Annotated in this window: 18 protein-coding genes; 8 read left to right on the forward strand and 10 right to left on the reverse strand. The window is 61.8% G+C overall.

Annotated elements, in window-relative coordinates; all coding sequences use genetic code 11:
* Positions 1-411: 411 nt before the first annotated feature.
* The 8 genes from ACL9RJ_RS32900 to ACL9RJ_RS32935 form a co-directional block, all read right to left on the reverse strand.
* Positions 412-627, reverse strand: a complete 216-nt coding sequence (locus ACL9RJ_RS32900; protein WP_017125347.1) for a TOBE domain-containing protein — start codon at positions 625-627, stop codon at positions 412-414.
* 41 nt (positions 628-668) lie between these two features.
* Entirely contained in the window at positions 669-1475 is an 807-nt protein-coding gene (ssuB, locus tag ACL9RJ_RS32905) for an aliphatic sulfonates ABC transporter ATP-binding protein (protein ID WP_177083674.1), read from the reverse strand.
* Positions 1472-2263 (reverse strand): aliphatic sulfonate ABC transporter permease SsuC, encoded by a 792-nt coding sequence (ssuC, locus tag ACL9RJ_RS32910; protein WP_422766012.1) that lies wholly within the window; start codon positions 2261-2263, stop codon positions 1472-1474. Before ssuC ends, ssuB begins: the two co-directional genes overlap by 4 nt.
* Positions 2264-2272: 9 nt before the next feature.
* The gene (ssuD, locus tag ACL9RJ_RS32915) at positions 2273-3421 is read right to left on the reverse strand and encodes an FMNH2-dependent alkanesulfonate monooxygenase (protein ID WP_017125344.1); all 1149 of its coding nucleotides are present in this window, start codon (positions 3419-3421) and stop codon (positions 2273-2275) included.
* Between the two features lie 25 nt (positions 3422-3446).
* The gene (locus tag ACL9RJ_RS32920; RefSeq protein ID WP_422766013.1) at positions 3447-4412 is read right to left on the reverse strand and encodes a sulfonate ABC transporter substrate-binding protein; all 966 of its coding nucleotides are present in this window, start codon (positions 4410-4412) and stop codon (positions 3447-3449) included.
* 92 nt (positions 4413-4504) lie between these two features.
* Positions 4505-5098: an NADPH-dependent FMN reductase gene (gene ssuE, locus ACL9RJ_RS32925; RefSeq protein ID WP_042935066.1), complete on the reverse strand. Its 594-nt coding sequence runs from the start codon at positions 5096-5098 to the stop codon at positions 4505-4507.
* A gap of 287 nt (positions 5099-5385) precedes the next feature.
* Positions 5386-6024: a peroxiredoxin gene (locus tag ACL9RJ_RS32930; protein ID WP_017125341.1), complete on the reverse strand. Its 639-nt coding sequence runs from the start codon at positions 6022-6024 to the stop codon at positions 5386-5388.
* A 320-nt stretch (positions 6025-6344) separates the two neighbouring features.
* Entirely contained in the window at positions 6345-7739 is a 1395-nt protein-coding gene (locus ACL9RJ_RS32935; protein WP_177083670.1) for an OprD family porin, read from the reverse strand.
* Positions 7740-8421: 682 nt separating this feature from the next.
* Here ACL9RJ_RS32935 and tauA point away from each other — a divergent pair.
* The 4 genes from tauA to tauD all read left to right on the forward strand — a co-directional run bounded on the left by tauA (position 8422) and on the right by tauD (position 11981).
* Entirely contained in the window at positions 8422-9399 is a 978-nt protein-coding gene (tauA, locus tag ACL9RJ_RS32940; protein WP_017125340.1) for a taurine ABC transporter substrate-binding protein, read from the forward strand.
* A gap of 44 nt (positions 9400-9443) precedes the next feature.
* A complete protein-coding gene (gene tauB / locus ACL9RJ_RS32945; protein WP_103032818.1) occupies positions 9444-10238 on the forward strand; it encodes a taurine ABC transporter ATP-binding subunit in 795 nt (264 codons plus the stop codon).
* Complete coding sequence (tauC, locus tag ACL9RJ_RS32950) at positions 10235-11065, forward strand: taurine ABC transporter permease TauC (protein ID WP_017125339.1); 831 nt, start codon at positions 10235-10237, stop codon at positions 11063-11065. Before tauB ends, tauC begins: the two co-directional genes overlap by 4 nt.
* A gap of 82 nt (positions 11066-11147) precedes the next feature.
* The gene (gene tauD, locus ACL9RJ_RS32955) at positions 11148-11981 is read left to right on the forward strand and encodes a taurine dioxygenase (protein WP_017125338.1); all 834 of its coding nucleotides are present in this window, start codon (positions 11148-11150) and stop codon (positions 11979-11981) included.
* Positions 11982-12230: 249 nt separating this feature from the next.
* Here the strand turns inward: tauD and ACL9RJ_RS32960 are convergent, their stop codons facing one another.
* Together ACL9RJ_RS32960 and ACL9RJ_RS32965 are read right to left on the reverse strand one after the other, a co-directional pair.
* Entirely contained in the window at positions 12231-12869 is a 639-nt protein-coding gene (locus tag ACL9RJ_RS32960; RefSeq protein ID WP_017125337.1) for a TetR/AcrR family transcriptional regulator, read from the reverse strand.
* 286 nt (positions 12870-13155) lie between these two features.
* A complete protein-coding gene (locus tag ACL9RJ_RS32965) occupies positions 13156-14532 on the reverse strand; it encodes a glutamine synthetase family protein (protein WP_042935063.1) in 1377 nt (458 codons plus the stop codon).
* 278 nt (positions 14533-14810) lie between these two features.
* Here ACL9RJ_RS32965 and ACL9RJ_RS32970 point away from each other — a divergent pair, with 278 nt between their 5' ends.
* The 4 genes from ACL9RJ_RS32970 (at position 14811) to ACL9RJ_RS32985 (ending at position 19687) form a co-directional block, all read left to right on the forward strand.
* A complete protein-coding gene (locus ACL9RJ_RS32970) occupies positions 14811-15587 on the forward strand; it encodes a gamma-glutamyl-gamma-aminobutyrate hydrolase family protein (protein WP_017125335.1) in 777 nt (258 codons plus the stop codon).
* A 41-nt stretch (positions 15588-15628) separates the two neighbouring features.
* On the forward strand, positions 15629-16987 hold the full coding sequence (locus tag ACL9RJ_RS32975; protein ID WP_103032819.1) for a glutamine synthetase family protein: 1359 nt from the start codon (positions 15629-15631) through the stop codon (positions 16985-16987).
* A gap of 55 nt (positions 16988-17042) precedes the next feature.
* Complete coding sequence (locus ACL9RJ_RS32980) at positions 17043-18407, forward strand: aspartate aminotransferase family protein (protein ID WP_017125334.1); 1365 nt, start codon at positions 17043-17045, stop codon at positions 18405-18407.
* Between the two features lie 188 nt (positions 18408-18595).
* Entirely contained in the window at positions 18596-19687 is a 1092-nt protein-coding gene (locus tag ACL9RJ_RS32985; RefSeq protein ID WP_017125333.1) for a polyamine ABC transporter substrate-binding protein, read from the forward strand.
* The last annotated feature ends 224 nt before the right edge of the window (positions 19688-19911 follow it).

Raw genomic sequence — 19911 nt, forward strand, 5'->3', positions numbered from 1 at the left:
TTGTAGGAGCCGGCTTGCCGGCGATGGCGTCCGACAGGTCGATGCAAGACTCACTGGCCCCATCGCTGGCAAGCCAGCTCCTACAGGGGGGGGCGTCGTGCGCAGATGTTGTGTCCGACACCTTCCCTTGTGGGAGCCGGCTTGCCGGCGATGGCGTCCGGCAGATCGATGCAAGACTCACTGGCCCCATCGCTGGCAAGCCAGCTCCTACAGGGGTTTGCGCCATACGCAGATCCTGTGTCCGACACCTTCCCTTGTAGGAGCCGGCTTGCCGGCGATGGCGTCCGACAGGTCGATGCAAGACTCACTGGCCCCATCGCTGGCAAGCCAGTTCCTACAGGGGTTTTCGCCCTGCGCAGATAAGAAAACCCCGAAGGGCCAGGCCCTCCGGGGTCGTGTGTCGCCATCGCCTTACAGCTTGGCGATGGACACCTCGGTGGATTTCACGAAGGCGATCACTTCGCTGCCGATCTGCAGTTCCAGTTCCTTTACCGAACGGGTGGTGATCACCGAGGTGACGATCCCCGAAGCGGTCTGGACGTCGATTTCCGACAGCACGTCGCCGGTGACGATTTCCTTGATGGTGCCCTTGAACTGGTTGCGAACGTTGATGGCTTTGATGGTCATGGCGTTGATTCCTGTCATTGATTGAGTAGGCAAGGCATGGATTACAGCGCCCAACGCAACTGCGTGGGCAAGGGTGAAACAGGTTCCGGCTCGGGCGGTACGCCAGGCAGCGACAGCACCCGGTTCAACACTTCGGTCTCCAGCGCCGCCAGGCGATGGGAGCCCCGCACCCGAGGGCGCGGCAGTTCGACGTGGAGGTCGAGGCCGATCTCGCCGTCTTCGATCAGGATCACCCGATCGGCGATGGCCACGGCTTCGCTGACGTCGTGGGTCACCAGCAACACGGTGAAACCATGCTGCTGCCAGAGACGCTCGATCAGTTGCTGCATTTCGATCCGGGTCAGGGCATCCAGCGCCCCCAGCGGTTCGTCGAGCAGCAGCAGGCGAGGTTGGTGAATCAGGGCGCGGGCCAGGGCCACGCGCTGCTTCTGACCACCGGACAAGGCCGCCGGCCATTCATGGGCGCGGTCCGCCAGGCCGACCGCTTCCAGGGCTTGCAGGGCCTGTGGCCGCCAGTCGCCCTTGAGGCCGAGGCCGACGTTGTCGATGACTTTTTTCCAGGGCAGCAGGCGCGCCTCCTGGAACATCAGCCGGGTGTCCTCGCGGGCTTCGCTCAGCGCCGCGGAACCGGCGAGCAACTCGCCGCCGGTGGGTTGGTCGAGACCGGCCAGCAAGCGCAGCAGGGTGCTCTTGCCGCAGCCGCTGCGACCGACCACGGCGACAAACTGCCCGGCCGGAATATGCAGGTCGATCTCGCGCAGTACCTGGCGCTCACCGAAGGTCTTTTGCAGCTTGCGCACCGCCAGCGGAATACCGCGCAGCAGGCGTGGCGGTTGTTGAGCAGTCATGCCGCACCTCCCTTGGCCACCTGGTACGCCGGGTGCCAGCGCAACCAGACGCGTTCCAGGCCGCGCGCCGCCAGGTCGGCCAGCTTGCCGAGCACGGCGTAGAGCACGATGGCCAGGACCACCACGTCGGTTTGCAGGAACTCCCGGGCGTTCATCGCCAGGTAGCCGATACCGGAGCTGGCCGAGATGGTTTCGGCGACGATCAGCGTCAGCCACATGAAGCCCAGGGCGAAGCGCACGCCCACCAGGATCGACGGCAGCGCGCCCGGCAGGATCACCTGGCGGAACAGGCCGAAGCCGGACAGGCCGTAGCTGCGGGCCATTTCCACCAGGGCCGGATCGACGTTGCGGATGCCGTGGTAGGTGTTGAGGTAGATCGGGAACAGGGTGCCCAGGGCCACCAGGAAAATCTTCGCCGACTCGTCGATGCCGAACCACAGGATCACCAGCGGGATCAACGCCAGATGCGGCACGTTGCGGATCATCTGTACCGAGCTGTCGAGCAGGTGCTCACCCCATTTCGACAGGCCGGTGATAAAGCCCAGGGCCAGGCCGATGCCGCCGCCGATGGCAAAGCCGATGCCGGCGCGCCAGCCACTGATGGCCAGGTGTTTCCAGATATCGCCGCTCTGCACCAGGGCAACGCCGGCTTCGATCACGGCGCTTGGCGCGGGCAGGATCCGGGTCGACAGCCAGCCGGCCGAGACCGACAGTTGCCACACTGCCAGCAACAGTACCGGCAGGGCCCAGGGCGCAAGTCTGTGGGTGATTTTGGTCAGGGTCGTCATGGCGCGGCCTCAGCTCTGGGACGCTGCTTTGGGCAGGATGTCGTTGGCGACCATCTCACCGAAAGGGCTGACGTAGCCGGCGCTTTTCGGCAGTTCCGGGCGTTCGATATCCAGGTGCGGGAACAGCAGCTCGGCAACCCGGTACGACTCTTCCAGGTGGGGATAACCGGAGAAGATGAAGGTGTCGATGCCCAGGTCCGCGTATTCCCTGACCCGTGCCGCCACGGTCGGACCGTCGCCGACCAGCGCGGTACCGGCACCGCCACGCACCAGGCCGACACCGGCCCAGAGGTTCGGGCTGACTTCCAGGTTGTCGCGGCTGCCACCGTGCAGCGCGGCCATGCGTTGCTGGCCGACGGAGTCGAAGCGCGCCAGGGATTTCTGCGCACGGGCGATGGTTTCGTCGTCCAGGTGCGAAATGAGTTTGTCGGCGGCCTGCCAGGCTTCGGCATTGGTTTCGCGAACGATCACATGCAGGCGGATGCCGAAGCGCACGGTGCGCCCGAGCTTGGCGGCCTTGGCCCGGACCTGTTCGATCTTCTCGGCGACGGCGGCCGGCGGTTCGCCCCAGGTCAGGACCATTTCCACCTGTTCGGCGGCGAGGTCCTGGGCGGCTTCCGAGGAGCCGCCGAAGTACAGCGGCGGGCGCGGTTGCTGGATCGGCGGATAGAGCAGCTTGGCGCCTTTGACGCTGATGTGCTGGCCATCGTAGTCGACGGTCTCGCCTTCCAGCACACGACGCCAGATACGGGTGAACTCCACCGAGGCCTGATAACGCTCCTCGTGACTGAGGAACAGACCGTCACCGGCCAGTTCGTCCGGGTCGCCGCCGGTCACCAGGTTGAACAGTGCGCGGCCGCCGGACAGTCGATCCAGGGTCGCGGCCTGGCGTGCCGCCACCGTCGGGGAAATGATCCCGGGGCGCAGGGCAACGAGGAATTTCAGGCGCTGGGTCACCGGGATCAGCGAAGCGGCCACCAGCCAGGAGTCCTCGCAGGAACGTCCGGTGGGGATCAGCACGCCGCCGAAACCGAGGCGGTCGGCCGCCTGGGCCACTTGCTGCAGATAACCGTGGTCGACGGCGCGAGCGCCTTCGGCGGTGCCAAGGTAATGGCCGTCGCCGTGGGTAGGCAGGAACCAGAAAATGTTGAGGCTCATGGAGTTGTCTCCTAAGGAATACGGTTCAAGGTGCGGTGGCAACGGCAGCCGGTGGTGTCCAGATCACGTCCTTGATGCTCAGCGGCTTGGGAATCAGCTTGAGCTGGTAGAAGCTGTCGGCGATTTTCTGTTGGGCGGCGATCACTTCGGGCGTGAGGAACTGCGCGCCGTAGCCCTGGCGTTTCACCGAGATCAGGGTGATGTCGGCGGGCAGGCCGAGCAGCGGCGCCACCTGGGCGGTGACTTCCTCGGGATTGGCCTTGGACCAGTCGCCGACGGCGCGGACTTCCTCCACCAGGGTCTTGATCACTTGCGGGTGTTTTTCGGCGTAGGGCTTGGTCGCCAGGTAGAACTGGTTGTTGTCCACCAGGCCGGTGCCGTTACGCAGGGTGCGAGCCTTGAGCTGTTGTTCGGCGGCGGCCTGGTACGGGTCCCAGATCACCCAGGCGTCGACGCTGCCACGCTCGAAAGCGGCGCGGGCATCGGCCGGCGGCAGGTAGACGGTCTCGATATCGCTGTACTTGAGGCCGGCGTCTTCCAGGGCGCGGACCAGCAGGTAGTGGACGTTGGAGCCTTTGTTGAGGGCGACTTTCTTGCCCTTGAGCTCCTGCACCGATTTGATCGACGAGTCCTTGGGTACCAGGATCGCTTCGCTGGTCGGCGCCGGCGGCTCCGAGGCGACATAGAGCAGGTCGGCACCGGCGGCCTGGGCGAAGACCGGCGGGGTTTCGCCGGTGACGCCGAAGTCGATGGAACCGACGTTCAGCCCTTCGAGCAGTTGCGGGCCCCCGGGGAACTCGGTCCATTGCACCTGGACGCCCTGGGCGGCGAGGCGTTTTTCCAGGGTGCCCTTGGCCTTGAGCAGCACCAGGGTGCCGTATTTCTGATAACCGATCCGGATCGACTCGGCCTGAGCTTGAGTAATGGCGCCGAAGGTGATAGCCGCAGCAAACAGAGCGACCAGACCGCGACGCAAAATGACAGTGCGCATGGCGCTCTCCTTTTTGCAGTGAGGGTTTTGGCTGCACCTGCTTGCCCGTTGGCGGGCGAGTAAGGCCAGTAAATCAATTTTGGTGAAACGGCCTAGATGCTCCAGCGAGCACTCAGCAGGCGATCATTCAGCAGTGTCGGGTCCAGGGGCTTGGGACGGCGCGCCAGGGCGCTGTGGAACTGCTCCAGGGCCTCGCTCAGGCGTTGTTCCAGGACCGGCACCAGTTGCGCTTGGGCGCTGCCTTCGCCATAGGCGATCTGGCTGTCCTCGGCAAAAATACCGTGGAGCATTTCCTGCGCCTTCAACGCCGCCAGGACCGGCTTGAGCGCATAGTCCACGGCGAGCATGTGGGCGATGCTGCCGCCGGTGGCCATGGGCAGCACCACCTTGTGGCTCAGGGCGCGCTCGGGCAGCAGGTCGAGCAGGGTCTTCAAGGCGCCGGAGAACGAGGCCTTGTACACCGGCGTGGCGATCACCAGGCCATCGGCGTTTTCAATCTGTTGCAGCAGGTCGACGATCTGCGGGCTGCCAAAGCGTGCATGGAGCAGGTCTTCGGCGTTGAAGTCGCGGATCTGGTAACTCACAACTTCGATGCCCTGCTGGTTGAGCCAGCGTTTGGCGTAGTCCAGCAATACCCCGGAGCGCGATCGCTGGCTGGGGCTTCCTCCGAGTGTCACGACCAGCATGAAGGTCTTTCCTCAAACGTATGGCGGCGATTCGCGGCGTGCGATCTCGCTGAAGTTGGACAGACCTTACCAGTCAATTTATATATCCATAAATCTTATTTATTCATTTGTTTATTCTTTAAATGCATATGAGGTCAAGATTATTCCGGGCAAAAAAATAGGCCGTCGAAACGGCCTTAAAACCCCTGCTTTGTGATTCGGTAAGAGCTGCCAGAGCGGGACGCGGAGCGTCCAGGGAGGCATTCCCACGCGGAGCGTGGGAACGATCAAGCCCCTCGGCGGGCCTTTCAGCGGTTGGGCTGCGGCGTCAGGCGCAGGTAGGGTTTTACCGCGCGATAGCCTTTCGGGAAGCGTTTCTTGATTTCGTCTTCGTCCTTGAGGGACGGCACGATCACCACTTCGTCGCCGTCCTGCCAGTTGGCGGGCGTGGCGACCTTGTAGTTGTCGGTCAGCTGCAACGAGTCGATCACCCGCAGGATCTCGTGGAAATTGCGCCCGGTGCTCGCCGGGTAGGTGATGGTCAACCGGATCTTCTTGTTCGGATCGATCACGAACAGCGAGCGGACGGTGAGGGTGTCGTTGGCATTCGGGTGGATCAGGTCATACAGGTCCGAAACCTTGCGGTCGGCATCGGCCAGGATCGGGAAATTGACGACAGTGTTCTGGGTCTCGTTGATGTCTTCGATCCACTTGTGGTGCGAGTCCACCGGGTCCACGGACAGGGCGATGGCCTTGACCCCACGCTGGGCGAATTCGTCCTTGAGCTTGGCGGTGAAGCCCAGCTCGGTGGTGCACACCGGAGTGAAGTCCGCCGGGTGGGAAAACAGCACGCCCCAGCTGTCGCCGAGCCACTCGTGGAAACGAATCCTGCCGGCGCTGGAATCCTGTTCGAAGTCGGGGGCGATGTCGCCGAGTCTGAGGCTCATGTGCTGCTCCTTGGGTGAAGGTCTGATGGCCTTACTGTGCCTGCTGGCGAATTTATTTAAAAAGAATAAATATCGATTTGTTTAGAAGATTAGGAAATATTAAAAAGATCTTCATTGGACGCCGGGCACGCGCAGGAGCACTCTTGTCCACAGCTTGTGAGAGGGCTAAGGGGATGTAAATCAGTGGAGTGCCGAACGCCGGGATGTTGCTGGATGGCGTGAAGGCCGAAGCTGAAAGGTAGTTGTATGCAAGACGTGAAGCACTCAGCCCGGCATTGCGCCGGGCTGAGTGTGGATCTTGGATCTAGACGATCACGCGCTTACAGCAGCGGGATCGAGTAGCTGACGATCAGGCGGTTTTCGTCCTGGTCGCGCTGACCTGGAATGTCGTTACGCCACATGGCGTTTTTCCAGGCGAAACCCAGGTTCTTGAAGGTGCCTTGCGGTACCACGTAAGCCAGGGTCAGGTCGCGTTCCCACTCGGTGCCACCGGTGCCCAGGGTACGGGTTTGAGCGGCGCCGACGTTACCAGCGGTGTCGATGTTGTTGCCGCGCAGGTAGATGATACCGGCGGTCAGGCCAGGTACACCGACCTTGGCGAAGTCATAAGCGTAGCGAGCTTGCCAGGTACGCTCGCCGGCACGGGCGAACTTCTGGATCTGCATGTCGGTGATGGTGCTGTTCGACGAACCGTCACCCTGGTTCAGCCAAGGGAAATCGCTGTCGCCCTTGCTGTACTGGTAACCGGCACCGAAGGTGTGGCCTTCAACCGAGTACAGGGCCAGGTAGCTGTACAGATCGTTGTCGACTTTGCCCTTGGTGTTAGTGGCAAAGCTCTTGTCGTCGTAGTAGCCGCTGGTGAAGTACGCCGAGGTGTCGCCGTTCGCGCCGTTGTCGCGGCTGCGGTAGTAGCGCAGGTCGCTTTTCAGCACGCCAGGACCGATGGACCAGTTGTGTACCAGGCCCAGGAAGTTCTGCGAGTAGAAATCTTTCAGCTCACCGTAGTAGTACGAAGCGACCAGATCCTTGGTGATCTTGTAGTCGGCACCGCCGTAGTAGAACTTGTTGCTGCGGCGACCAGTTGCAGTCGGGCTGTTCGCACCGGCAATGGACAGGCCTTCGGTGTTGCTGGAGTTACGACCCTTGGCGTGCTCGATCTGACCGGCAGTCAGGGTCAGGTCCTTGATTTCGTTCGAGGTGATCTGGCCGCCCTGGAAGGTTTGTGGCAGCAGACGACCATCGTTGTACTTGATGACCGGGTTGTTGGGTTGCAGGGTACCGATCTTCAGTTCGGTCTGCGAAACCTTGACCTTGCCGGTCAGGCCCAGGCTGGAGAAGTCGTTGACGGCTTTGCCGTTCGACTCGCTCGGGAACACGGTGCCGCCGTAGGAAGTCGAGGTCGCGCCGTTGGTGCCGCGACCGGAGTCCAGGCGTACGCCCAACAGGCCGATGGCATCGATACCGAAGCCGACGGTACCTTGGGTGTAGCCGGAGATGAAGCGCAGGTCGAAGCCTTGGCCCCACTCTTCGTTCTTGCTCTGAACGCCGGTGGCCTTGACCTTGGCGGTGCCAGCGTCGGAGTCACGGTTGTCAGTGTTGATGTAGTAGTTACGCAGACCCAGAGTGGCCTTGCTGTCTTCGATAAAACCTGCGGCGCTTGCCTGCTGCGCCAGAACCCCTACGGCCACAGCCAGGGCCAAAGTGGACTTCTTCATTGGTCTTGCTCCTCTCATTTCTAATTTTTGTAGGTCTAGGCTCGGGATCTACGCCCCTTTTGCGCCACAGATTGCGCGATTAGCGCCAGATCGTGACTGGCAAGTCAATCGTAACAAGCCATGTCTACGACTTTGGTCTAACCGCTGTTGTTTGGTCCTTGCAGGGTAATGGCTTTGCCATAAACCCAAAAAGAATTGTTTCGTCCTTTTTCAGACGATTCAGGAATATCGTGTTTCATCGAACACTGTTGCCTGGGGTTCTTATCGACCGCTGGGCTCATTCCTGAAAAGTATTTTCTGCCTCTTTTTTAGAACCCTTGACGTGAGGAAAGGCCTCCGTACGTCACTGGCGATCAAAAAGGCGACGCAATCATGGCTAAACGCTGCCACTCCCGTCAATTTATTACAGTGTTTGTCAGATGAAGATTGCCATGCGGCTGTCATATTCCGACGTTCGGTTCAACTCATGACCGATAAGACGAACCGATAACCCTAGACCATGAAATGCACCATCGCCGATTCGATTGTGTCGGGGATCAGGCGCGGGCCCTCGTTTCGCGTGGATTTGCCCCTGTATTTCCCCTCATAAGCTAATGCAAATAAGTTATTTATTTTAAGATTCTTAGATCATTTAGTCTTCTCGACACGCCGACTCCCGGCCACTCGTTGAGGAGCTTCTCCCATGAAACTGCATTCCCCACTCCGCCTGCTGGCGGCGTTGTCCCTGGCCGGGGCGAGCTTGTTTGCGCAGGCTGCCGACGTCACCGTGGCCTACCAGACCACCGTTGACCCGGCGAAAGTCGCCCAGGCCGACGGCTCTTATGAAAAAGCCACCCACGCCAAGATCGACTGGCGAAAATTCGATAATGGTGCCGACATCATTGCCGCCATCGCCTCGGGCGACGTGCAGATCGGCTACCTCGGTTCCAGCCCGCTGACGGCGGCCATCACCCGCAAGGTGCCGGTCGAGACCTTCCTGATCGCCACCCAGATCGGCGCCGCCGAGGCCCTGGTGGCCCGTGACGGTTCCGGGATCAATTCGCCCCAGGACCTGATCGGCAAGAAAGTCGCCGTGCCTTTTGTCTCCACCGGACACTACAGCCTGCTGGCCGCGCTGAAGCACTGGAATATCGATCCGTCGAAAGTACAGATTCTCAACCTCGCGCCGCCGGCCATCATCGCGGCCTGGAAGCGCGGTGATATCGACGCCACCTACGTCTGGGACCCGGCCCTGGGTGTCGCCAAGGAAAACGGCAAGGTGCTGATCACTTCCGGCGAGCTGGCCAAGTTCGGCGCGCCGACCTTCGACGCCTGGATCGTGCGCAAGGATTTCGCCGAGAAGCACCCGGAAATCGTCAAAGCGTTCGCCAAGGTGACGCTGGATGCCTATGCGCAATACCGCAAGGACCCGCAGGCCTGGCTGGCTGACAAGGGCAACGTCGACAAGCTGGTGAAACTCTCGGGCGCCAAGGCTTCGGATATTCCGCTGCTGTTGCAAGGCAACGTCTACCCGCTGGCGGCCGACCAGGTCACCGTGCTGGGCAAGCCGACCGCCCAGGCGATTACCGATACGGCGGCCTTCCTGAAAGAGCAGGGCAAGGTCGAGGCCGTGCTGCCGGACTACGCCCCGTATGTCAGCGCCAAGTTCATTACCAACTGATTGACCTGATTCTGAAGCAGCCCACGACCGAGGAGCCCATCGCCATGGCCTTGTTACAGCTGGAGCGCATCAGCGCACAGTATCCCGGTGCGGCCGAGCCGGTGCTGTCGGATATTTCCCTCAGCCTGGGACCGCAGCAACTGCTGGTGGCCCTCGGTCCGTCGGGTAGCGGCAAGACGTCTCTGCTGAACCTGATCGCCGGGTTCGTCGAACCCAGCGCGGGCCGCATCACCCTCGACGGTGTTGCCGTCAAGGGCCCGAGCGCCGAGCGCGGCGTGGTGTTCCAGGACGATGCGTTGCTGCCCTGGCAGGACGTGCTGGCCAACGTCGGTTTTGGCCTGGAACTGGCGGGTGTACCGCGGGCGCAGCGGGAAGTCCGGGCCCGGGAAATGCTCGCCCTGGTTGATCTGGCAGGCTTCGACAGCCGGCGGATCTGGCAGCTTTCCGGCGGCCAGAAACAGCGCGTCGGCCTTGCCCGCGCGCTGGCGGCGGACCCTCGGGTGCTGCTGATGGACGAGCCGTTCGGCGCCCTCGATGCCTTTACCCGCGAACAGATGCAGGAGCTGTTGCTGCAAGTCTGGCAGCGCACCGCCAAGCCGGTGTTCCTGATTACCCACGATATTGAAGAAGCGGTTTTTCTCGCCACCGACCTGATTCTGCTGGCGCCCAATCCGGGACAGATCGTCGAACGCCTGAGCCTGGATTTCGGCCGGCGCTACAGCGCCGGCGAGTCCGCCCGGGCGATCAAGTCCGATCCGCGTTTTATCGAAACCCGCGAGCATGTGCTGGCCCGTGTGTTCTCCCAACGCAGCGCCGCGTCGCGGCAGGAGTTCGTATGAGCAGCTATGAATTGCCGGTGGCCGTGACCGCCAAGCCGAACGCACCCGTGGTGCGGCGCAGCCTGAGCACCCGCTGGATCAGCGTGCTGACCCTGGTGACCCTGGTTGTGCTGTGGTGGGCCGTGACGGCGGCCGGTGTGATCGAGCCGCTGTTCCTGCCGCCGCCTTCGGCGGTGCTGGAAAAAGGCTGGTTGCTGGCGACCAGGGGCTATATGGATTCGACCCTGTGGCAGCACCTCGGTGCCAGCCTCGGACGGATCGGCGTGGCCCTGGGGGTTGCCGTGCTGACGGCGATCCCGGTGGGTATCGCCATCGGCCACAACCGGATTGCCCGGGGCATTCTCGATCCGCTGATCGAGTTCTACCGACCGATCCCGCCACTGGCCTACCTGCCGTTGATCGTGATCTGGTGCGGCATCGGCGAGCTGTCGAAAGTGCTGCTGATCTACCTGGCGATCTTTGCCCCGATCGCCATCGCGACGGCCACCGGTGTGCGCACCGTGGATCCGGCCAAGCTCCGTGCAGCGCTGTCCCTGGGGGCGACCAGGGCCCAGCTGATCCGCCATGTGATCCTGCCCAGCGCCTTGCCGGACATTCTCACCGGTGTGCGCATCGGCCTGGGTGTCGGCTGGTCGACGCTGGTCGCCGCCGAGCTGATCGCCGCCACCAGCGGCCTGGGTTTCATGGTCCAGTCGGCGGCACAGTTCCTGGTGACCGATGTGGTGGTGCTGGGGATCCTGGTGATCGCCTTTATCGCCTTCGCCATGGAGATGGGCCTGCGCGCCCTGCAGCGCAAGCTGGTGCCGTGGCACGGCCAGGCGCACTGACAGACCGCGACGTATTGAGCGGCTTCCCGAGCTGCGTACTGAAACACGCCGACTGCCCGGCACGTATTTGAAGAGATCGACCATGAGCCTGACCATTACTCCCCTGAGTGCCGCCCTCGGTGCGCAGATCGACGGTGTCGAACTGAACCGGCCGTTGAGCATCGAGCAGCGCGACGCCATCGAACAGGCGTTGCTCAAGTACCAGGTGCTGTTCTTTCGCAACCAGCCGTTGAACCCACAATTGCAGGCGGCGTTCGCGGCGAACTTCGGTGACCTGCATGTGCATCCGATCTACCCGAATGTGCCGGAGCAGCCCGAGGTGATGGTCCTCGATACCGCGTTGACCGATGTGCGCGACAACGCGATCTGGCATACCGACGTGACTTTCCTGCCGACCCCGGCGCTGGGCGCGGTACTCAGTGCCAAGCAGTTGCCGGCCTATGGTGGCGATACGTTGTGGGCCAGCGGGATTGCCGCCTTCGAGGCCTTGTCGGCGCCTTTGCAGAAGCTGTTGGACGGATTGACGGCGACCCACGATTTCACCAAGTCGTTCCCTCTGGAGCGCTTCGGCAGCACCGCCGAAGACCTGGCGCGCTGGGAGGAAACCCGCAGGAAGAACCCGCCGCTGTCCCATCCGGTGATTCGTACGCACCCGGTGAGCGGGCGCAAGGCGCTGTTCGTCAACGAAGGATTCACCACCCGGATCAACGAGCTGGAAGAAGCGGAAAGCGCGGCGATTCTCAAGCTGCTGTTCGCCCACGCCACTCGCCCGGAATTCACTATCCGTTGGCGCTGGCAGGAAAATGACGTGGCATTCTGGGATAACCGGGTGACCCAGCATTATGCCGTTGACGATTACCGGCCCAACCGGCGGGTGATGCACCGGGCGACGATTCTCGGTGACGCGCCGTTCTGAGTGCCTTGACCCGAGCCCTGTAGGAGCCGGCTTGCTGGCGATGAACGATGATGCGGTGTGCCTGAAACACCGCGTCGCCTGAATCGCCGGCAAGCCGGCTCCCACAAGGGGAGGATTCGCAGGGCCGGATCCCGATCGTTCCCACGCTCCGCGTGGGCATGCAGCCGGTGACGCTCCGCGTCACAAGAGCGGACGCGGAGCGTCCAGTGAGGCATTCCCACGCAGGAGCGTGGGAACGATCAATGTCCGTCAGAGCGGGATTTCGCGCTTGGGCAGGTACGGCGGCAGGTAAAGTCCCAGATACGCATCGAACACCCGCATGCCTTCCTCGGCCATGCGCGGGGTGATCTGGTCGTGCAACTGCACCGACCGTGCATACACCCGATCGCCCAACTCCATCGCCAGCGCAAACACATCGACATCGCCCGGCAAGGTCGGCAGCTCGAAGTGACGGATAAACAGCTTGTGCATCAGGTCCCCCAGCTCGATATCGTGCTGGCGATCGGCCTGGGTGACTTCGGTCAGGCCGTGCTGGGCGAGGATCAACTGGCGCGCCGCGGCGTCCTCGCTGTAGATGCTCAACATCCGTTGCTCCACCAGCCGTGACAGATCGCGCCAGCCGCCCAGGCCGGCGTGGTCGATCGGTGCTTCCAGGCAGGCGCGGAACGCCGCGTGGACATCGGCGGTGAGGGCTTCGAGCAGCGCCGGGACGCTGGCGAAGAAGTGATAGACCGAAGACGGTGGAATCTCCGCGCGCTCGGCCACGCTATAGATCGACAGACTGGCCACGCCTTCGGCGGCAAGCAGGGTGCGGGCGGCGTCGAGGATCGAATCGATCCGCGCCTGGCTGCGAGCACGGGGTTTGCGAGCGGTGGCGGGGCGGGTCATGGAGTTCTCCGGCAGGGGCAGCGCGCATTGTACGCGAGGTTCTGCGGTGTCTGTGAGGACGCCATCGCCAGCAAGCCGGCTCCCACAGGGTTTGTGTCGTGCCGAATGTGGCGTGCACCGCTGTGTAGGCGCCGGCTTGCTGCTGATCCGCGCGCTGCCTCGCCACGGCCCCTCGTCTGGCCTGGGACCTTGTGGGAGCCGGTTTGCTGGCGATCCGCCGACGGCGCGCAAAAAAAACGCCGCAGGCCCAAAGGCCGGCGGCGTTCTTCTTTATTACCGCAACCGCTTACACGGTATGCAGGTACCAGTTGTACTCGAGGTCGGAGATGGAGTGTTCGAACTCCTCCAGCTCGCTCTCTTTACAGGCCACGAAGATATCGATGTATTTCGGATCGATGTACTTGGCCATGATCTCGCTGTCGTCCAGCTCGCGCAGGGCATCACGCAGGTTGTTCGGCAGGCTCTGCTCGTTCTGCTCGTAGCTGTTGCCTTCGACCGGGGCACCTGGCTCGACCTTGTTGGTCAGGCCGTGGTGCACACCCGCCAGGACCGAAGCCATCAGCAGGTACGGGTTGGCATCGGCACCGGCGACGCGGTGTTCGATACGCACGGCATCGGCCGAACCGGTCGGCACGCGAATCGCCACGGTACGGTTGTCCAGGCCCCAGCACGGCGAGTTCGGCACGTAGAACTGTGCGCCGAAACGGCGGTAGGAGTTGACGTTCGGGCAGAGGAAGGCCATCTGCGCCGGTAGGGTCTCGAGCACACCGCCGATCGCGTGACGCAGCGCGGCGTTCTGCTCGGGATCCTCACTGGCGAAGATGTTCTTGCCTTCCTTGTCGAGTACCGAGATATGGACGTGCAGCCCGTTGCCCGCCTGGCCCGGGTAAGGCTTGGCCATGAAGGTGGTGTCCATCTCATGGTCGTAGGCGATGTTCTTGATCAGGCGCTTGAGCAGGACCGCGTAGTCGCAGGCCTTGATCGGGTCGGCCACGTGGTGCAGGTTCACTTCGAACTGCGCCGGGGCACTTTCCTTGACGATGGCGTCGGCCGGGATGCCTTGCTCTTTCGCACCTTCCAGGATGTCCTGGAGGCAGTCGACGTATTCGTCGAGGTCGTCGATCAGGTAGACCTGTGTCGAATGCGGGCGTTTGCCGGAGATCGGCGAGCGGGGTGGTTGTGGGCGGCCGTTCACGTTCTCCTGGTCGATCAGGTAGAACTCGAGTTCGAAGGCGGCGCAGATGGTCAGACCGAGGTCGTCAAATTTGCTTACAACTTGGCGGAGCACTTCGCGAGGGTCGGCGAAGAAGGGTTCACCTTCGAGTTCGTGCATGGTCATCAGCAGTTGCGCGGTAGGGCGCTTTTGCCAGGGCTCATTGCACAGGGTGTCAGGGATCGGATAACAGATTCGGTCAGCATCACCGATGTCCAGGCCCAGGCCGGTGCTTTCCACCGTAGAGCCATTGATATCCAAGGCAAATAATGAGGCCGGCAGGTTGATGCCTTTCTCGTAAACCTTGTGGAGGCTGGTGCGTTCGATGCGCTTGCCGCGCACCACACCATTCATATCCGCAATTAGAAGGTCTACGTACAGAACCTCAGGATGATCCTTAAGGAACGCGTTCGCTTCGTTAAGCTGAACGGCACGCGGGGGTACCGACATGATGCAACACCTTTGTTGTTAAAAATATCAATCATTGATCTTTTCTGGTTTCAGTCAACCCGAACGGCATGCCGAAGTCAAGCGAGGCATTTTTTGCCCTGAAAAAGCGCTCGAAGGCCTTTTTTGGGGCATTTTGGGGCGTTTTTTGCCCCTCTGTCCCCTTGGGCACCGCAGGCTTGAGCGGGCCGTGTTGTATTTTTTACGGGGGTGTTGTGTAAAAAAATGAACAAGGCTAAGCTCGATTAAAACCCATAACAGCAATAATACCGGGGTGCTTCATGTCTCGCCTGCCGTTAATCGGCGTCACCGCCTGCTCCAAACAGGTCGGTTTGCATGCTTATCACATCAGTGGCGATAAGTACGTCCGCGCAGTCGCTGTCGCTGCCAGGGGCTTGCCGCTGATCCTTCCGTCATTGGCGGATCTGTTCGAACCGTCCGATATTCTGGACGGTATCGACGGCCTTCTTTTTACCGGCTCTCCTTCCAACGTGGAACCCCATTTGTATGGTGGTCCGGCCAGCGCGCCGGGCACTGCTCATGATTCTGCACGGGACCGCGTCACCCTCCCGCTGATTCGCGCCGCCGTGGCGGCGGGCATCCCGGTGCTCGGCATCTGCCGCGGTTTCCAGGAAATGAATGTGGCGTTCGGTGGCAGCCTGCATCAGAAGGTTCATGAAGTGGGAACCTTCATGGATCATCGTGAGGACGAGAGTCAGCCGCTGGAGGTCCAGTACGGTCCCGCGCATTCGATGCAGGTCGAGCCCGGTGGTGTCCTGGCGGGCCTGGGGCTGCCGCCGGAGTTCCAGGTCAATTCGATCCACAGCCAGGGCGTCGACCGCCTGGCGCCGGGCCTGCGGGTCGAGGCACGGGCCCCGGACGGCCTGATCGAGGCGGTCTCGGTGACAGGAGGCAAGGCTTTTGCTTTAGGTGTGCAATGGCACCCGGAATGGCAGGTCCTGTCCAACCCGGTCTACCTGGCGATTTTCCAGGCATTTGGCGATGCCTGTCGAAAGCGGGCAATACAACGCGACGCGGATGCGTCAACGAACGCCTGACCTCTATTATGCAGGTCAGGAAACCCAGCCCAGAGGCATTTATGAGTAACAACCTCGACCAGCTCACCGATTGGTTGAAAGACCACAAGATCACAGAAGTCGAATGCATGATTGGCGATCTGACCGGGATCACCCGGGGCAAGATCTCGCCGACCAACAAGTTCATTGCCGAAAAAGGCATGCGCCTGCCCGAGAGCGTTCTGTTGCAGACCGTGACCGGCGACTATGTCGAAGACGACATCTATTACGAGCTGCTCGACCCGGCGGACATCGACATGATCTGCCGCCCCGACAGCAACGCGGTGTACCTGGTGCCCTGGGCCATCGAACCCACCGCCCAGGTGATCCACGACACCTACGACAAGCAGGGCAACCCCATCGAGCTGTCGCCGCGCAACGTGCTCAAGAAGGTCCTGAAACTCTATGCCGACAAGGGCTGGCAGCCGATCGTGGCGCCGGAAATGGAGTTCTACCTGACCAAGCGCTGCGAAGACCCGGACTTCCCGCTGCAGCCGCCGATCGGCCGTTCCGGTCGCCCGGAAACCGGTCGCCAGTCCTTCTCCATCGAGGCGGCCAACGAATTCGACCCGCTGTTCGAAGACGTCTACGACTGGTGCGAACTGCAGGAACTGGATCTCGACACACTGATCCATGAAGACGGCACGGCGCAGATGGAAATCAACTTCCGTCACGGCGATGCCCTGTCCCTGGCCGACCAGATCCTGGTGTTCAAACGGACCATGCGCGAGGCGGCGCTCAAGCACGACGTGGCCGCGACCTTCATGGCCAAGCCGATGACCGGTGAGCCGGGCAGTGCCATGCACCTGCACCAGAGCATCATCGACATCGAGACCGGCAAGAACATCTTCTCCAATGAAGACGGGACCAAGAGCGACCTGTTCCTCAATCATATCGGCGGCCTGCAGAAGCTGATCCCCGAGCTGTTGCCGCTGTTCGCGCCGAACGTCAACTCGTTCCGCCGCTTCCTGCCGGATACCTCGGCACCGGTGAACGTGGAGTGGGGCGAAGAGAACCGTACCGTGGGCCTGCGGGTCCCGGATGCCGGCCCGCAGAACCGTCGGGTGGAAAACCGCCTGCCGGGGGCCGACGCCAACCCGTACCTGGCCATCGCCGCCAGCCTGCTGTGTGGCTACATCGGCATGGTCGAAGGCATGACACCGAGCGCGCCGGTGGTCGGTCGCGGCTACGAGCGTCGCAACCTGCGCCTGCCGCTGACCATCGAAGACGCCCTGGAGCGGATGGAAAACAGCAAGACCATCGAGAAATATCTGGGCAAGAAATTCATCACGGGCTACGTCGCGGTCAAGCGGGCCGAGCATGAAAACTTCAAGCGCGTCATCAGTTCGTGGGAGCGGGAATTCCTGCTCTTTGCCGTCTGATGCGCCGGGCGCGGCGGTTCATAGCCGCGCCCTCACTGTTATCCAGGAGAACCGTATGACCAGCAACAACCCGCAAACCCGCGAGTGGCAAGCCCTCAGCAGCGATCACCACCTGGCCCCCTTCAGCGACTTCAAGCAGTTGAAAGAGAAAGGCCCGCGCATCATCACCAACGCCAAGGGCGTTTACCTCTGGGACAGCGAAGGCAACAAGATCCTCGACGGCATGGCCGGCCTCTGGTGCGTGGCCATCGGTTACGGGCGCGACGAGCTGGCCGACGCCGCCAGCAAGCAGATGCGCGAGCTGCCTTATTACAACCTGTTCTTCCAGACCGCCCACCCGCCGGTACTGGAACTGGCCAAGGCCATCGCCGATATCGCCCCCGAAGGCATGAACCACGTGTTCTTCACCGGTTCCGGCTCGGAAGGCAACGACACCATGCTGCGCATGGTCCGCCACTACTGGGCGATCAAGGGCCAGCCGAAAAAGAAAACCATCATCAGCCGCAAGAACGGTTATCACGGTTCCACCGTGGCCGGCGCGAGCCTGGGTGGCATGACCTACATGCACGAACAGGGCGATCTGCCGATTCCGGGCATCGTCCATATCCCGCAGCCCTACTGGTTCGGTGAGGGCGGCGACATGAGCCCGGAAGAGTTCGGCATCTGGGCGGCCAACCAGCTTGAAGAAAAGATTCTCGAACTCGGCGTGGACACCGTCGGGGCCTTTATCGCCGAGCCGATCCAGGGTGCCGGCGGCGTGATCGTGCCGCCGGACAGCTACTGGCCACGGGTCAAGGAAATCCTTGCCAAGTACGACATCCTGTTTGTCGCCGACGAGGTGATTTGTGGCTTCGGGCGCACCGGTGAGTGGTTCGGTACCGATTTCTACGGCCTCAAGCCGCACATGATGACCATCGCCAAGGGCCTGACCTCCGGCTATATCCCCATGGGTGGCCTGATCGTGCGTGACGACGTGGTCGCGGTCCTCAACGAAGGCGGCGACTTCAACCACGGTTTCACCTACTCCGGTCACCCGGTGGCGGCGGCGGTGGCGCTGGAAAACATCCGCATCATGCGCGATGAAAAAATTATCGAGAACGTCCATGCCGAAACGGCACCCTATTTGCAGAAACGTCTGCGGGAACTGAACGATCACCCGCTGGTGGGTGAAGTTCGCGGTGTGGGTCTGCTGGGGGCCATCGAACTGGTCAAGGACAAGGCCACCCGTGCGCGGTACGAAGGGAAGGGCGTCGGCATGATCTGCCGGCAGTTCTGCTTCAACAATGGCCTGATCATGCGTGCCGTCGGCGACACCATGATCATTGCCCCGCCACTGGTGATCAGCAAGGCCGAGATCGACGAGCTGGTGGCCAAGGCGCGTCAGTGCCTGGATCTGACCCTGAGTGCGTTGCAGGGCTAAGTGCTAGGCTTTGAGCGCAAGTGCGTTGTGGGCACTTGCGCTCGGAGCGATCAGAAAGGCGGGTCTTTCCTTGAAAGCCCACCTGGGATCTTGCCAGACTACCCCACTGTTCCGAGTTGCCCGGGAATCGGCCGCCGAACAGCTGGTTAAAAAGAAAAATTGGAGCATGACGCATGAAGGCATTAGGTTTGAAGAACGCTGGCAAGACTCTCCTTGCCCTGTCTTTGCTGGGCGCGATGGGTGCCGCCCAGGCCGATGACAAGGTGCTGCACGTCTATAACTGGTCCGACTACATCGCCCCGGACACCATCGCGAACTTTGAAAAAGAGTCCGGGATCAAGGTGGTCTACGACGTATTCGACAGCAACGAAACCCTGGAAGCCAAGTTGCTGGCCGGCAAGTCCGGTTACGACATCGTGGTGCCGTCCAACAACTTCCTGGCCAAGCAGATCAAGGCAGGCGTCTATCAGGAGCTGGACCGGTCCAAGCTGTCCAACTACGACAACCTCAACAAGGATCTGCTGAAGGCGGTTTCGGTCAGCGACCCGGGCAACAAGCACGCATTCCCGTACATGTGGGGCTCGATCGGCATCGGCTACAACCCGGAGAAGGTCAAGGCAGCGCTGGGCGTGGACAAGATCGATTCGTGGGATGTCCTGCTCAAGCCGGAAAACATTGCCAAGCTCAAGAGCTGTGGCGTGAGCTTCCTCGATTCGCCGACCGAGATGTTGCCGGTAGCCCTGCACTACCTGGGCCTGCCGACCGACAGCCAGAAGAAGGAAGACATCAAGAAGGCCGAGGATCTGTTCCTGAAGATTCGTCCTTCGATCACCTACTTCCACTCGTCCAAGTACATTTCCGACCTGGCCAACGGCAACATCTGCGTCGCCGTGGGTTACTCGGGTGATATCCAGCAGGCCAAGTCCCGTGCCGCCGAAGCCGGCGACAAGGTCAAGGTCGCCTACGACATTCCGAAGGAAGGCGCAGGCAGCTTCTACGACATGGTCGCGATTCCCAAGGACGCGGAAAACATCGACGGTGCCTACAAGTTCATGAACTACCTGCTCAAGCCGGAAGTCATGGCCGCGATCACCGACAGCGTGCGTTTCCCGAACGGTAACGCCAAGGCCACCGCCCTGGTCGACAAGAGCATCACCAGCGACCCGGGCATCTATCCGCCTGCGGACGTACAGGCCAAGCTCTACGCTATCGCCGACCTGCCGGCCGCGACCCAGCGTGAGCTGACCCGCAGCTGGACCAAGATCAAGTCGGGTAAATAATCCGCTTGATGTAACACCGCTCCAACCGTAGGAGCCGGGCTTGCCCGCGAATCGCAAGAGCGCTGTGGTGCCTCAGGCACAGCGCGTCACTGTTCTTCGCGGGCAGCCCGACCCCGACAAGCTCCACGCCCATCGACAGAAAACTTTGCTGGATCGGTTTATCGAGGGTAAGTTGCGCGCCGGTTTTGTCACCGGGCGGTTTGACGCCATGTGACCCGGGCAAC

The sequence above is a fragment of the Pseudomonas sp. Mn2068 genome (assembly GCF_049319725.1).
Classification (GTDB): Bacteria; Pseudomonadota; Gammaproteobacteria; order Pseudomonadales; family Pseudomonadaceae; genus Aquipseudomonas; species Aquipseudomonas gingeri.